The 13,998-nt window shown below is 67.0% G+C and carries 11 protein-coding genes and 1 pseudogene; 10 read left to right on the forward strand and 2 right to left on the reverse strand.

Annotation, left to right across the window (positions count from 1 at the left end; all coding sequences use genetic code 11):
• Window positions 1–13: 13 nt before the first annotated feature.
• Together recR and LFM09_RS27715 are read left to right on the forward strand one after the other, a co-directional pair.
• Complete coding sequence (gene recR, locus LFM09_RS27710; RefSeq protein ID WP_414099485.1) at window positions 14–622, forward strand: recombination mediator RecR; 609 nt, start codon at window positions 14–16, stop codon at window positions 620–622.
• Window positions 619–1,137, forward strand: a complete 519-nt coding sequence (locus LFM09_RS27715; protein ID WP_414099486.1) for a uridine kinase family protein — start codon at window positions 619–621, stop codon at window positions 1,135–1,137. Before recR ends, LFM09_RS27715 begins: the two co-directional genes overlap by 4 nt.
• Here the strand turns inward: LFM09_RS27715 and LFM09_RS27720 are convergent.
• Window positions 1,116–4,394, reverse strand: coding sequence for an AfsR/SARP family transcriptional regulator (locus LFM09_RS27720; RefSeq protein ID WP_414099487.1), 3,279 nt, complete (start codon window positions 4,392–4,394; stop codon window positions 1,116–1,118). The genes LFM09_RS27715 and LFM09_RS27720 overlap by 22 nt on opposite strands.
• 216 nt (window positions 4,395–4,610) lie before the next feature.
• Here LFM09_RS27720 and LFM09_RS27725 point away from each other — a divergent pair, with 216 nt between their 5' ends.
• From LFM09_RS27725 to LFM09_RS27750, 6 genes are all read left to right on the forward strand, one after another.
• The gene (locus tag LFM09_RS27725; RefSeq protein WP_414099488.1) at window positions 4,611–6,290 is read left to right on the forward strand and encodes an ABC transporter substrate-binding protein; all 1,680 of its coding nucleotides are present in this window, start codon (window positions 4,611–4,613) and stop codon (window positions 6,288–6,290) included.
• A 43-nt stretch (window positions 6,291–6,333) separates the two neighbouring features.
• Window positions 6,334–7,338 (forward strand): ABC transporter permease, encoded by a 1,005-nt coding sequence (locus tag LFM09_RS27730; protein WP_414099489.1) that lies wholly within the window; start codon window positions 6,334–6,336, stop codon window positions 7,336–7,338.
• Between the two features lie 5 nt (window positions 7,339–7,343).
• Window positions 7,344–8,267, forward strand: coding sequence for an ABC transporter permease (locus tag LFM09_RS27735; protein WP_414099490.1), 924 nt, complete (start codon window positions 7,344–7,346; stop codon window positions 8,265–8,267).
• Window positions 8,268–8,273: 6 nt separating this feature from the next.
• Window positions 8,274–9,272 (forward strand): ABC transporter ATP-binding protein, encoded by a 999-nt coding sequence (locus tag LFM09_RS27740; RefSeq protein ID WP_414099491.1) that lies wholly within the window; start codon window positions 8,274–8,276, stop codon window positions 9,270–9,272.
• Window positions 9,269–10,375 carry an ABC transporter ATP-binding protein gene (locus LFM09_RS27745; protein ID WP_414099492.1) on the forward strand — a complete coding sequence of 369 codons (1,107 nt, stop codon included), beginning with the start codon at window positions 9,269–9,271 and terminating at the stop codon, window positions 10,373–10,375. The genes LFM09_RS27740 and LFM09_RS27745 overlap by 4 nt, the downstream gene beginning before the upstream one ends.
• 83 nt (window positions 10,376–10,458) lie before the next feature.
• Complete coding sequence (locus LFM09_RS27750) at window positions 10,459–11,040, forward strand: TetR/AcrR family transcriptional regulator (protein ID WP_414099493.1); 582 nt, start codon at window positions 10,459–10,461, stop codon at window positions 11,038–11,040.
• A 23-nt stretch (window positions 11,041–11,063) separates the two neighbouring features.
• Here LFM09_RS27750 and LFM09_RS27755 read toward each other — a convergent pair.
• Window positions 11,064–11,483: pseudogene (locus LFM09_RS27755) on the reverse strand (DedA family protein); the annotation flags it as partial.
• 91 nt (window positions 11,484–11,574) lie between these two features.
• Between LFM09_RS27755 and LFM09_RS27760 the strand changes: the two are divergent.
• Window positions 11,575–12,267 (forward strand): DUF4184 family protein, encoded by a 693-nt coding sequence (locus LFM09_RS27760; protein ID WP_414099494.1) that lies wholly within the window; start codon window positions 11,575–11,577, stop codon window positions 12,265–12,267.
• A gap of 291 nt (window positions 12,268–12,558) precedes the next feature.
• On the forward strand, window positions 12,559–13,992 hold the full coding sequence (locus LFM09_RS27765) for a discoidin domain-containing protein (RefSeq protein WP_414099495.1): 1,434 nt from the start codon (window positions 12,559–12,561) through the stop codon (window positions 13,990–13,992).
• Window positions 13,993–13,998: the final 6 nt, after the last annotated feature.

A 13,998-nucleotide genomic window follows, 5' to 3' on the forward strand; every position in this document is an offset into this window, starting at 1 on the left:
AAACGGCACCCCAATGTACGAGGGCCCAGTACAGGACCTGATCGACGAGCTGGGCAGACTCCCAGGCGTCGGTCCGAAGAGCGCCCAACGCATCGCCTTCCACCTCCTGGCAACGGAGTCGGCCGACATCGAGCGGCTCCAGCACGCACTCCAAAAGGTGAAGGAAGGCGTCGTCTTCTGCGACGTCTGCGGCAACGTCTCCGCCGAGACCAGGTGCCGCATCTGCCGCGACCCCAAGCGCGACCTCAGCCTGGTCTGCGTGGTCGAGGAACCGAAGGACGTCCAGGCGATCGAGCGCACCAGGGAGTTCAAGGGCCGCTACCACGTCCTGGGCGGCGCCCTCGATCCGCTCAGCGGTGTCGGCCCTGACCAGCTCCGCATCCGCCAGCTCCTCAACCGGATCGGCACGGCAACCGACGGCGTCGACATCTCCGAGGTCATCATCGCCACCGACCCGAACACCGAGGGCGAGGCGACGGCCACCTACCTGGTCCGGATGCTCAGGGACTTCCCCGGCCTCACCGTCACCAGGCTGGCCAGCGGTCTGCCGATGGGGGGCGACCTGGAGTTCGCGGACGAGCTGACGCTGGGGCGTGCGCTATCTGGTCGCCGGAGCATGTGACCCAGGCTCCACCGCGACTGGGCAACACCCGCCTGGTCGCGGTGGACGGTCCCTCGGGCGCCGGCAAGTCGACGTTCGCACAGAACCTCGCCCAAGAACTCCACGTCCAACTCATCAGCACAGACCACTTCGCAACGTGGGACGACCCGACCACGAAGTGGTGGCATCAGCTCGCCGAGGTCCTCGACGAACTAGCAGCCGGCAACGAAGCCACCTACCGGAAAACCGATTGGTCCCAGGGCTTCCCGCGTCCGGGCCAAGGCGAACGCACGACCATCCGTCCACAAGGGACGATCATCCTGGAGGGCTTTTCCTCAGCCAGGAAAGCAAACACCAGAACCAGCCTGAACATCTTCGTCGACCACGGAGACGAGAACCTAAGGCTGGAACGTGCCGTCAAACGTGACGGCGAACACCAACGAGAGCACTTCATCCGTTGGCAGCAATACGAAAGAGGCTGGTTCGCGGTGGACGAGACCAGGGCCAGAGCGGACTACGTTGTCACTTCGAGCTGAGCTCGAACCACCCCGGCTTCAGGCGTTCCGATCGCGCTGAAGACCTCCAACGACGACGACCAGTACGACCGCGCCGAACCAACATCACCCAACGCGGCAGAGGCATCGCCGGCCAACTGCAAAGCACGCCCGAACACCCACCGGTGCCCGGAGTCCGAGCCGACGGACGCAGCCCGCTGAGCACACTCAAGAGCCCCGGATGCGTCCGAGGTGTCGAGGTGGATGCGCCCGAGCACGAGCAGCACCTCCATCTCCGCCAACCGGAACTGCGACCGCCCCGCCTCGACCAACGCCGCCGAAGCCATCGACAGCGCGTCTTCGTACCGCCCGACCCCGCGGTACGCGGACGCCAGGCCGCGACGAGCCGAGCAGATGCCCCACGAGTAGCCGGTCTCGACCGCGATCCCGAGCGCCGACGAGAACTGCTCGACGGCCTCCTCGAACCGGAGAGCACCCTCCAGGGCGCGCCCGAGCAGGTTCATCGCGTCGCAGACGCTCTTGACGTTCTCCAGGTCCTGAGCGATCTGCATGGCGGCCGACGCCTCGACCGCGGCCTCGTCGTAACGGCCGCGCATGATCAGCGTGATCGCCATGCCCTCGTGCATCGTGTGGCCGAAGTTGCGGGCGGCCGCACGTTCGTACAGCTCGCTCGCACGGGCGAAGTAGGAAGCGCCGATGTCGGGCTCGCCGCGCCACGCGTGCACCTCGCCCAGGGCGCGCATCGCGTTCGCCTGGGTGATCCACGAGTCGATGCGGGTGCCGACCTCCAGGGCCTCCTCGAACGTCGCGGCCGCGCGGTCGAGCTGGCCCAGCTGCATGTAGACGCCGCCGAGGTTGAACAGGGCGTTGGCCTGGGTCTGCATCGCGCGCACCCGGCGAGTGATCACCAGCGCGCGCTCCAGGTGATCAGCGGCGTGTTCGAGCTCGCCCAGGTCGATGTAGACGCTGCCGGCGTTGGACAGCACCGCGGCTTCGGCCTCTGGCAGGTCGATGTGCTCCTGCAGGGCGATCGCCTGCTGGTAGTAGCCCAGCGCGTTGCGGTGCTGGCCGGTCACCCAGTAGAGCGTCCCGAGCGACGACAGCATCGCGAGCTGGCCGAGTTCGTCACGTGGCGCGCGAGCCCCCAAAAGCCCGGCCTTGGCCGTCTCACGCCACTCCGCGGTCAGGCCCTGCGTGTAGAAGTAGCCGCGCAGGGCGTCGGCCAGCTGCCACGGCGAGTTTTCGGGGTCGCGTTCCACGGCGTGCGCGACGAGCGCCACCAGGTTGGCGCGCTCGACGTCCAGCCACGTCAATGCCTCCGTTGAGGTGCTGAAGGTCCGCGGAACAACGCCGTCCAACGGGGCGGGGCGCGGGAAGCGGAACAGGGTCGACTTCATCGCCGACGTGGCGTTGTCGACCGAGCGCACCGCCCAGTCCAGCAGTCGGCGCAGGGCCAGCCGGGAGTCCGCGCGGCCCTCCTCGAACGCCAGGCGCTCGGCCGCGTAGTCGCGCAGCAGGTCGTGGAACTGGTAGCGGGACGGCGCGTGGTTCGCGATCAGGTTCGCGGTGGCCAGGCGGTCCAGCCTGCGGCGAGCGTCCTGAGTGGTCAGACCCGAAAGAGCCGCCGCCATCTCGGGTGTGAAGTCCGTGCCGGGAACCAGGGAGAGCAGCCGGAACATCTGCGCCAGCTCGGGCTTCAAGGCCGTGTAGGACAGATCGAACGCCGCGTGCACCGCGACCCGTTCGTCGCCCTCGACGGCCAAAGCCGCGAGCCGGTTGCCCGCCCGCAGCTCCTCCACGTAGTCCGCGATGGACAGTTCCGGACGTGACACCAGATTGGCCGCCGCGATACGCAAAGCCAATGGCAGATGCGCGCACAGCGAGGCCAGCTCCAGCGCGGCCTCCTCCTGGGAGGCCACCTCCTCCGCGCCCAAGATCCCGGCCAGCAGCGCCTTGGTCTCGTTCCAGTCCAGCACGTCGAGCCGCACGTTCGAGGCGGCGTGGGACACGGCCAGACCGCGCAACGTGTCGCGCGAGGTCACCAGCACCGCGCACCCCGGCGACCCCGGCAGAAGAGGCCGGATCTGCTCGGCGGAAGACGCGTTGTCCAGCAACAACAGCACGCGCTGACCGGTCAACGTGGACCGGAACATCGCCTCCTGCTCGTCCTGGTCGAGCGGCACCTGATCAGGCTCGGTACCCAGAGCGCGCAGGAACCGCGGCAGCACGTCGACGGCGCTCAACGGCGGGCCGGGGGCGTATCCGCGCAGGTTGACGTACAGCTGGCCGTCCGGAAAATCGGCGCGCATCCGGTGCGCCGCGTGCACGGCCAGCGCCGTCTTGCCCACGCCCGGCGGCCCGGCCAGCGTGACGACCGGCACACCCTGGGCCGTCCGGAGCAGGGCGATGATCAACGACACGGCTTCGTCACGGCCGACGAAGTCCGGGATGTCCGCTGGCAGCTGCGACGGCACGACCCGCTCGGGCTTCGCGGCCACGACCGGTGCGCCACCCGAGGCAGCAGCAACCGCGTCGATCGACCCGGACAGCACCTGGCTGTGCACGCGCCGCAGCTCGTCGCCGGGATCGATGCCCAGCTCATCGCCCAGCAGCCGCGAAACGCGCTGGTAGGCGGCCAGGGCCTCGCTCTGCCGGCCCGAGCGGTACAGCGCCACCATCAGCTGCGCCCAGAAGCGTTCGCGCAACGGATGTTCGCTGGTCAGCCGCGACAACTCGGCCACGAGCTCGCCGTGGCGGCCCAGTTCGAGATCGACCTCGACCCGGCGTTCCAGCACGTGCAGGCGGCGTTCGTTGAGGCGGGGCACCTCGTCGCGGTGCAGGATCTCCGACGGCACGTCGACCAGCGCCGGACCCCGCCAGAGGCCCAGGGCGGCGGCGAACGCGGCCGAGGCGGCCTGCAGGTTGCCGGCGGCGCGCTCCTGTTCGCCCTGGTCGATCAACGGCTCGAAGCGCATCAGGTCGATGGTCTTCTCGTCGACATCGATCAAGTACCCGTCCGGAACGGTCCTGATCGGCACAGACGGTCCGAGAAGCTGTCTGAGACGCATCACGTACGTCTGCAGAGTGGCTCTGGCGCGGGCGGGAGGTTCGTCGCCCCACACGTTCCCCGCGAGCTCGTCGACGGACACGGACGTGCCCGCACGCAGCAACAACGACACCAGAAGCGCCCGCTGGCGGCCGGCGCGCACCAGCAGTGGTTCGGAGTCGAGAAGGACCTGCAGAGGGCCGAGCACGCGGAACTCGACCTGCTTGCTCATGCGACCTCCTCCGCGTGTCGTTGTTGTTTCTACAGCCTAGGAGAGCGTTCGACGCATACGCCGTGCTCACGTTGGGTCAGCGGGCGTGCGCCGGACGTATCAGAATGCCTGGTCTAGTGGCCGGATCGTGACCTGAGTTACCTCGGGAGGGGTATGAACAACGGTTATGGTCGGCGACCACACCGTGAGATGTGCGGATTGTCCAAGGGGTGTTTGATGGTCCACTCAGTAACGGCTCGCCGCCGTTGGGTTGCCGCGATCGGCTTCCTCAGCGTCAGCGCGCTGGCCCTGTCCGGTTGCGCACAATCCCAGCGTGACTCCGGCGGCGGCGGCCAGCAGGGCGGCACGCTGACTTTCGGCGCTGCGGGCGCACCGAAGCTCTTCGACCCGTTCTACGCGACGGATGGTGAGACCTTCCGGGTCGCTCGCCAGATGTACGAGGGCCTGGTCGGCTTCAAGCCCGGTACCGCCGAGGTCGAGCCCGCGCTTGCCGACAAGTACGAGCCCAGCGCCGACGGCAAGACGTGGACCTTCACCCTCAAGGAGAACGTGAAGTTCCACGACGGCACCGCTTTCAACGCCGAGGCCGTGTGCTTCAACTTCGAGCGTTGGTACAACCAGAAGGGTGCTGGCCAGAGCGACGCCGTGTCGCAGTACTGGCTGGACAACTTCGGCGGGTTCAAGGGCACGCCGGACAAGCCCTCGCTGTACAAGTCGTGCACGGCCAAGGACGCCAAGACCGCGGTCATCGAGCTGAACGAGGTCACCTCGCAGTTCCCGTCGGTCCTCGGCTTCACGTCGTTCTCGATCTCCAGCCCCGAGGCGCTGAAGAAGTACGACGCGGACAACGTCCAGGCGGCTGGTGACGCGTTCACCTTCCCGGCCTACGCGAACGAGCACCCGACCGGCACGGGCCCGTTCAAGTTCGGCAAGTACGACAAGGCCAACAACACCGTTGAGCTCGTCCGCAACGACGACTACCACGGCTCGAAGGCCAAGCTGGACAAGATCGTCTTCAAGATCATCCCGGACGAGACCGCTCGCAAGCAGGCGCTCAAGGCCGGCGACATCGACGGTTACGACCTGCCGAACGCGGCCGACTGGGCCGGCTTGAAGTCCGACGGCTTCAACGTCGCGATCCGCCCGGCGTTCAACGTCTTCTACGTGGGCATCAACCAGAAGAACAACCCGAAGCTCGCCGACCTCAAGGTCCGTCAGGCCCTGATGTACGCGATCAACCGCGAGCAGCTGGTCAAGTCGCAGCTGCCCGAGGGCGCGAAGGTCGCGACGCAGTTCATGCCGGACACCGTGAACGGCTACAACAAGTCGATCACCGAGGTGAAGTACGACCTCGACAAGGCCAAGTCGCTGCTGGCCGAGGCCGGTGCCTCCGACCTGACGCTGAAGTTCTACTGGCCGTCCGAGGTCACGCGTCCGTACATGCCGTCGCCGAAGGACCTCTTCGGTGCGATCTCCGGTGACCTGCAGAAGGCCGGCATCAAGATCGACGTCGTCACCAAGCCGTGGAACGGTGGCTACCTGACCGACGTCGACCAGGGCATCCCGGACCTGTTCCTCCTCGGCTGGACGGGTGACAACGGCACCGCGCACAACTGGGTCGGCACGTTCTTCGGCCGCACCGACAACCGCTTCAACACCGGTGTGTCGGCGTGGGGCAACTCGCTGAAGGACGACCTGGCGAAGGCCAACTCCGAGCCGGACGAGGCCAAGCGCACGGCGCTGTACGAAGAGATCAACAAGAAGATCATGGACCAGTACCTGCCCGCGATCCCGATCTCGCACTCCCCGCCCGCTCTGGTGTTGAAGTCGGACATCAAGGGTGTCGTCCCGAGCCCGTTGACCGACGAGAAGTTCGGCCCGGCCTCCAAGGGCTGAGCCTGACTAGCTCCCACCACAAGAGAACAACGGGGTAGCTCAAGTGCTCCGCTACACGATTCGACGGCTGATTCAGCTGGTCGGCGTGGTGCTGGTGCTCTCGCTGCTGCTCTTCTCGTGGATGCGACTCCTCCCAGGAGGGCCGGTTTCGGCCCTCCTGGGAGATCGCTCTACCCCGGAGAAGGCAGCGGAGCTCACCAAGCAGCTCGGCCTCGATCAGCCGATTTTCATCCAGTACTTCAAGTTCCTCGGTCGCGCCGCGACCGGCGACTTCGGCGTCTCCACCGGTGTTCAGCCCGGTGACTCGGCGCTCGACATCTTCCTCCAGCGGTTCCCGGCGACGATCGAGCTCAGCTTCTTCGCGATCATCATCGCGATCGCGGTCGGCGTCCCGCTCGGTTACCTCGCCGCCAAGCGCCGCGGCGGCTGGTTCGACAACTTCAGCGTCATCGGTTCGCTGATCGGTGTCGCCGTGCCGGTGTTCTTCCTCGCCTACGTGCTCAAGGACGCGGCATCGGTCGGGCTCGGCCTGCCGTCGCAGGGCAGGCAGGGCGACATCAACGCCACCCGTGTCACGGGCTTCTTCACCCTCGACGGCATCCTCACCGGCGAGTTCGACGCGACGCTCGACGCGCTGGAACACCTGATCCTGCCGTCCATCGCGCTCGCCACGATCCCGTTCGCGGTGATCTTCCGGATCACCAGGGCCGCCGTGCTCGACGTGCTCGACGAGGACTTCGTGCGCACCGCCGAGTCCAAGGGCCTCACCGCATCGGTGATCCGCCGCCGGCACGTGCTGCGCAACGCGATGTTGCCGGTCGTCACGACGATCGGTCTGCAGACCGGTGCGCTGCTCTCCGGAGCGGTGCTCACCGAGAAGGTGTTCTCGATCCCCGGTGTCGGCCAGGCGCTCGCCATCGGGTTCGAACGGCGTGACTACCCGGTGCTGCTGTTGTTGATCATCATGGCCACGATCGTCTACGTCGTGGTCAACCTGTTGGTCGACCTCTCGTACGCGCTCATCGACCCGCGCATCAGGACGAGGTGAGCGCAGTGGCACTCGGAGTCTCCAAGAAGGAAAAGATCGACGGCCTGGCCGACAGCGCCGGCGTCTCGCTCGCCGCGAGCGCGTGGAAGCGGCTGCGGCGCAGCCCGGTGTTCATCACCGGCGCGGTGATCATCGGCATCTTCATCGTGATCTCGCTGCTGTCGCCGTGGCTCGCGCCGCACAGTCCGTCCGAACCGATGCTGATCGACCAGGTCGTCAAGGCGCGCAACGAGATCCCGCCCGCCCAGCCCGGTCACCCGCTCGGTGGCGACCTGCAGGGCCGCGACTTCTTCTCGCGCCTGCTCGTCGGCTCGCAGCAGACGCTGATCGTCGGTGTCGGTGCGACGCTGATCGGCCTGACGGGCGGCCTGATCCTGGGCACGCTCGCCGGTGCGATCGGCGGCTGGGTCGACTCGGCCGTCATGCGCCTGGTCGACGTCATGCTGTCGCTGCCCAGCCTGCTGCTCGCGTTCTCGATCGCGGCGATGTTCGCCAGGCCCAGCCAGTTCACCGTGATCCTCGCGGTCGCGATCGTGCAGATCCCGGTGTTCGCGCGGTTGCTGAGAGGCTCGATGCTCGCGCAACGGCACAGCGACCACGTGCTGGCGGCGACGGCGCTCGGTGTGAAGAAGGGCGCGATCGTGTTCCGGCACATGCTGCCGAACTCGCTCAGCCCGGTGATCGTGCAGTCCACGCTCGTGCTGGCCACCGCGATCATCGAGGCGGCCGCGCTGTCGTTCCTCGGCCTCGGCAACCCGGACGACCGGCTGCCGGAGTGGGGGCAGATGCTCGGTGACGTGCAGAACGTCTTCGACACGCATCCGCACCTCGCCGCGTGGCCCGCGGTCTGCATCATCATCGTCGCGCTCGGCTTCACGCTCATGGGCGAGACCCTGCGCGAAGCCCTCGACCCGAAGAACAGGCGGTGAGTCGTCGTGGCACTGCTCGAAGTTCGTGACCTCACCGTCGTGTTCCAGCGCAAGGGCGAGGAACCGTTCCGCGCGGTCGACGGCGTCAGCTTCGACGTCGAACCCGGTCAGACCGTCGGTCTGGTCGGCGAGTCGGGCTGCGGCAAGTCCGTGACATCGTTGGCGATCATGGGTCTGCTGCCCAAGCGCGGCGCCAAGATCACCGGCACCGTGTCCTACGACGGCACGGATCTGCTGAAGCTGTCGGACAAGGAGATGCGCGACCGCCGCGGTCGTGATCTCGGCATGGTCTTCCAGGACCCGCTGTCCTCGCTCAACCCCGTCGTCCCGATCGGCCTGCAGGTCACCGAGGTGCTCGAACGGCACCGCGGGCTGGCCCGCAAGGAAGCCATGATCGAGGCGAAGGACCTGCTCGACAAGGTCGGCATCCCGGACCCGAACCGGCGGCTCAAGGAGTATCCGCACCAGCTCTCCGGCGGTATGCGGCAGCGCGCGCTCATCGCGATCGCGCTGGCGTGCCGGCCGAAGCTGCTGATCGCGGACGAGCCGACGACGGCGCTGGACGTGACCATCCAGGCCCAGATCCTGTCGCTGATGAAGGAACTGGTGCAGGACCTCGGCACCGCGCTGGTGATGATCACCCACGACCTGGGTGTCGTCGCCGGCCTGTGCGACGAGGTGAACGTGCTGTACGGCGGCAAGGTGGTCGAGAAGGCCATGCGGCACCCGCTCTTCGCGGAGCCGCGCCACCCGTACACGCACGGCCTGCTGGCCTCGATCCCGCGCCTGGACGCGGCACGCCACGACAAGCTGACGCCGATCAAGGGTTCCGTCGCGGACAACATCCCGTGGACGAGCGCCTGCGCGTTCGCACCGCGGTGCCCCAACGCGCTGGACATCTGCCGCACGGAAACGCCGGCCGAAGAAGATCAGCTGGGTCGCCTGCTCCGCTGCCACAACCCGGTGGTCCCGGGAACTCCCGCCGCCGAGGAGGTGTCGGTATGAGCGAGACTCTGGTGTCCGTGCAGGACATGAAGGTCCACTTCCCGATCAAGCGCGGCGTCTTCTTCGACAAGACCGTCGGCTACGTCTACGCGGTCGACGGCGTCGACCTCGAGATCAAGCGTGGCGAGACCTACGGCCTGGTCGGTGAGTCCGGCTGCGGCAAGTCCACCCTCGGGCGGGCGATGCTGCGGCTGAACGAGCCGACCGCGGGCAAGATGGTCTTCGACGGGCAGGACTTCTCCGCCTTGAAGGGTGAAGACCTGCGCAAGATGCGGCGCCGGATCCAGATGGTGTTCCAGGACCCGCTCTCGTCGCTGGACCCGCGCCAGTCCGTGGAGTCGATCCTCATCGAGGGCCTGCGGGCCCACGGCATGGACAAGAGCAAGGAGGAGACCAACAAGCGCTTGCGCGAGTTGCTCTCCGCCGTCGGCCTGCCGCACACCTCGCTGCGCAAGTACCCGCACGAGTTCTCGGGCGGTCAGCGGCAGCGCATCGGCATCGCGCGGGCGCTGGCACTCGAGCCGGACCTGATCGTCGCCGACGAGCCGGTGTCCGCGCTGGACGTGTCGGTGCAGGCCCAGGTCGTGAACCTGATGGAGGAACTGCAGCAGCAGTTCGGCCTGACCTACCTGGTGATCGCGCACGACCTCGCCGTCGTGAAGCACATCTCCGACCGGGTCGGCGTGATGTACCTCGGCGGTCTGGTCGAGGAGGCCGCCTCCGAGGACCTCTACGAGGAGCCGCTGCACCCGTACACGCGGGCGCTGCTGTCGGCGATCCCGGTGCCCGACCCCGTGGTCGAGGACCGGCGCGAACGGATCCTGCTCGCGGGCGACCTCCCGTCGCCGGCGAACCCGCCCACCGGCTGCCGGTTCCACACCCGGTGCCCGTGGAAGCAGGCTTCTCGCTGCGACACCGAACGTCCGGTGCTGCGGGAGCTCAAGCCGGGGCACAAGGTGGCGTGCCACTACGCCGAGCAGATCCGGTCCGGCGAGATCCAGCCGCACGAGGTGAAGCCGATCCTGATCGAGGAGGGCGACGGCCTCACACCCGACGTCCCGCTCGTGGGACCGGCTTCGGTCACCGAAGCGCTGAATCCCTGATGTATCCCTGATGCACGAACGGGGCCACCTCACTTCGAGGTGGCCCCGTTCGTTTCTCCAGGGCTTGCCGCTGTCCTGGGTGAATGGACAGTCGTGGCTCGATTCTGTTGAGGGCTGCCGAGATCGCGTCCGTCGACGGGCTCGAAGGAGTCACGATCGGGCGGCTCGCGGTCGAGCTCGGCATGAGCAAGAGCGGTGTGTTCTCGCACTTCGGCGCCAAGGAAGAGCTGCAGCTCGCGACGGTGCACACGGCCGCGGAGATCTTCTCGCACGAGGTCGTGATCGCCGGAGGAACGCTCCTGGACCTGTGTTCGCGCTGGCTCGACTACTCGAAGCGCCGCGTGTTCCCCGGCGGCTGCTTCTTCGTCGTCACGCGCTCGGAGTTCGCCGCCCGTCCCGGCCGCGTGCGCGACGCGTTGATGCTCTTCAACCTGCGCTGGATCTCACTGCTGGAGCGCCTGTGCGGCGACGCGCAGATGGCGTTCGAAGTGGACGCGCTGCTAACCGCGGCCGACCGCTTCGCCGTGCTCTACGACGACGCCTCGGCGTACGAGAGAGTGCGCTCGTCCCTGCGCGCACGGATGACCATCCCGACCGGGATGGAGATGAGCGTGGCCACACCGAACGACAACAACATCGCCAGCCAGGCCTCGTCGACGATCTGACCGCCGATGAACCCCACGGTGGCGGGGTAGAGGCTCCACAGCGCCGACCCGATCGCCGCAATGGGCACGAACCGGCGCAACGGCCACTTCAACGCACCTGCCAGCAACGCGCCCACGATGCCACCGGCCGGCAGGAACCGGGCCGCGATGAGGATCGTCTCGCCCTTGGACCCGAGCTGGTCGGCAGTCCACACGACCATGGCCCGCGCCTTGGCGTTCTTGTTGACCCGGTCGAGGGCCCTCATGCCCATCCGCCGGCCCACAGTAAAGTTGATCATGTCGCTGGCCAGGCAACCGGCCGCGGCCACAGCGATCACCAGGTAGAGCGGAACCTCACCGGAGGCGGCCAGCACGCCGGCACCGATGAGCACGGCCTCCGTGGGTGCCAGGGGCACGACGGCGACCAGGAACAGCACTACGAGGCTGGCGGCTGTGGTGCTCATGATCCGTGAACGTACGTGACCTAGATGAACAATCCCGACCTGGGTGTTTCTTCAGCGTGCCCACAGGAATGAAGTCGATCTACGCTGGTGTGTGCCGTTCACTCTCGCGCACCCGGCCGCGGTGTTGCCCCTGCGCCGGCTCCTCTGGTTCCCGGGACTCGTCGCGGGTGCCGTCGCGCCGGACGTCGGCTACTACCTCCCGGTCCTGCCGACCCACGACGTGCTCGGAGGGTTCCTTGCTGCGGTGGTGTTGCTGCTGGTCGGACGGCTGCTGCTGCCCTCGCTGATGGCGTTGGCGCCGGAGTTCGTGCGTTCGAGGGTGTCGCGCCCGGGAGACTTCCGTCAGCCGGCTGTGCGCGCGATGTCCATTGTGGTGGGAGTGCTCACGCATCTGCTGTGGGACGCCTTCACGCAGACCGACGGATGGTTCGTCCAACGGTGGGACTGGATGGACATCGCGGTCGTCGGCCCCCACCGGCTCTACAACGTGATCGGGTACGTGTCATCTCTCGGTGGCGTCGCCGTGCTCACCTGGATCGGTCTCGTTGCCCCCAGGGGCAATGACTGGCCGTCACACACCGGAACTTCCCGGTACTTTTTCCGGATCTTCGTCGTGATCGCCGCCGTCGTAGGCGCTGCCTGGTCGCTGTCCGATCCGATCAGTCAGACAAGCCTCTATGACTGGGTGCGCAGCCTGCTGCTTGGAGTGATCCAGGGCACAGCAGCAGGACTGGCCGTGCACGCCGTTCTGTGGGGCTTCAAACAGTCACGACATGACAGGTGATGACCGCCCGTCACGGCCGGTAGCGCCGCCTGTTGTCATGCGTTCAAGCGCCCGAACTGCCGTTGACCGGCCTGTTCACCCGTCATTAACCTCCGAGCTCCAATAGGAAAGCTTCTTTACCAATACTTCGACGCCGCCCTTGCCCAGGAGGACGAAGTGATCAGAAAACACACCCGCACGGGTGTCGCGTTAGCCCTGTTTGCGCTGGTGATACCTCAGATCGCAGCGTCAGGCACGGCTCACGCGGCTGATTCCCTGCTGTCGGCCAACAAACCCACCACCGTCTCGTCCGTGGAGGCCGCGACCTTCGGCGGCGCCAACGCCGTGGACGGAAGTCCGACCACTCGGTGGGCGAGCCTCGAGGGCGTCGACCCGCAGTGGATCGCCGTCGACCTCGGCGGCACGTCCACGATCACGAGGGTCAAGCTCAACTGGGAGGTCGCGTACGCCTCGGAGTACAAGATCCAGACGTCGAGCGACGGTTCGACGTGGAGCACCAAGAAGACCCTCACCGGTCAGAACGGTGGCATCGACGATTCCACCCTCTCGACCTCCGGCCGGTATGTGCGGATCTACGGCACCAAGCGCGGCACGCCCTACGGCTACTCCCTCTGGGAGATGGAGGTATGGGGCACCCGTACGGGTGGTGACATCACGCCGCCGACCGCGCCCACGAACCTGGCGAGCACCGGCACCACGTCGAGCACGGTCAGTCTGCAGTGGACGGCCGCGAGCGACGAGAACGGTGTGACCGGCTACGACGTGCTGCGCAACGGCAGTGTCGTCGGCACGCCCACCGGCACGACGTTCACCGACACAGGTCTGGCGAGCGGCACGGCGTTCACCTACACCGTCCGCGCTCGTGACGCGGCGGGCAACCTCGGGCCGTCGAGCAACGCGGTGCAGGTGACGACCCTGCCGGCCGGACCAGGAGACAGCATCACGATCGTCGTCGCCGGCGACATCGCGTCGCTTACGAACGGCGAGCACTACGAGACCGCGAGGCTGATCGACCAGATCAAGCCGAACCACATCCTGACGGTCGGTGACAACCAGTACGACAGCGGAACGCTGACGGAATTCCGCAACCACTACGACAAGTCGTGGGGCAAGTACAAGAGCATCACCCGCCCCGCGACCGGCAACCACGAGTGGTACGACAACCTCAACGGGTACAAGGCGTACTTCGGTACTCAGGCCTTCCCCGCCGGCAAGCCGTACTACAGCTGGGATGCAGGCGAGTTCCACTTCGTCTCGATCGACTCCGACCCGATGGACAACGACGGTTCGGACTCGACGCAGCTCAACTGGCTCAAGACCGACCTGGCTAACAACACCAAGCCCTGCGTCGTCGGCTACATGCACCACCCGCGGTTCGGCTCCGGCAAGTACGGCGACAACGCGAAGATCGCGCCGTACTGGAACGCGTTCGCGGACGCCAAGGCGGACCTGATGCTCGGTGGCCACAACCACCACTACGAGCGGCTGTCCCCGTTGAACAAGAGTGGTGCGGTCGACCCGACCAACGGCGTGCGGTCGGCGATCGTCGGCATCGGCGGTGACTACCTCTACAAGGAGCGCATCCCGCGCGTGGGCACGGAGAAGTACTTCAGCGACAGCCACGGCGTCATGAAGCTCACCATCTCCGGCCGCTCCTACTCGTGGGAGGTCATCGACACGGCCGGAACGGTGCGCGACAAGGCCGGTCCCTACACCTGCAAGTGACCGGTT

The sequence above is a fragment of the Lentzea alba genome (assembly GCF_047445655.1).
Taxonomy (GTDB): Bacteria; Actinomycetota; Actinomycetes; order Mycobacteriales; family Pseudonocardiaceae; genus Lentzea; species Lentzea alba_A.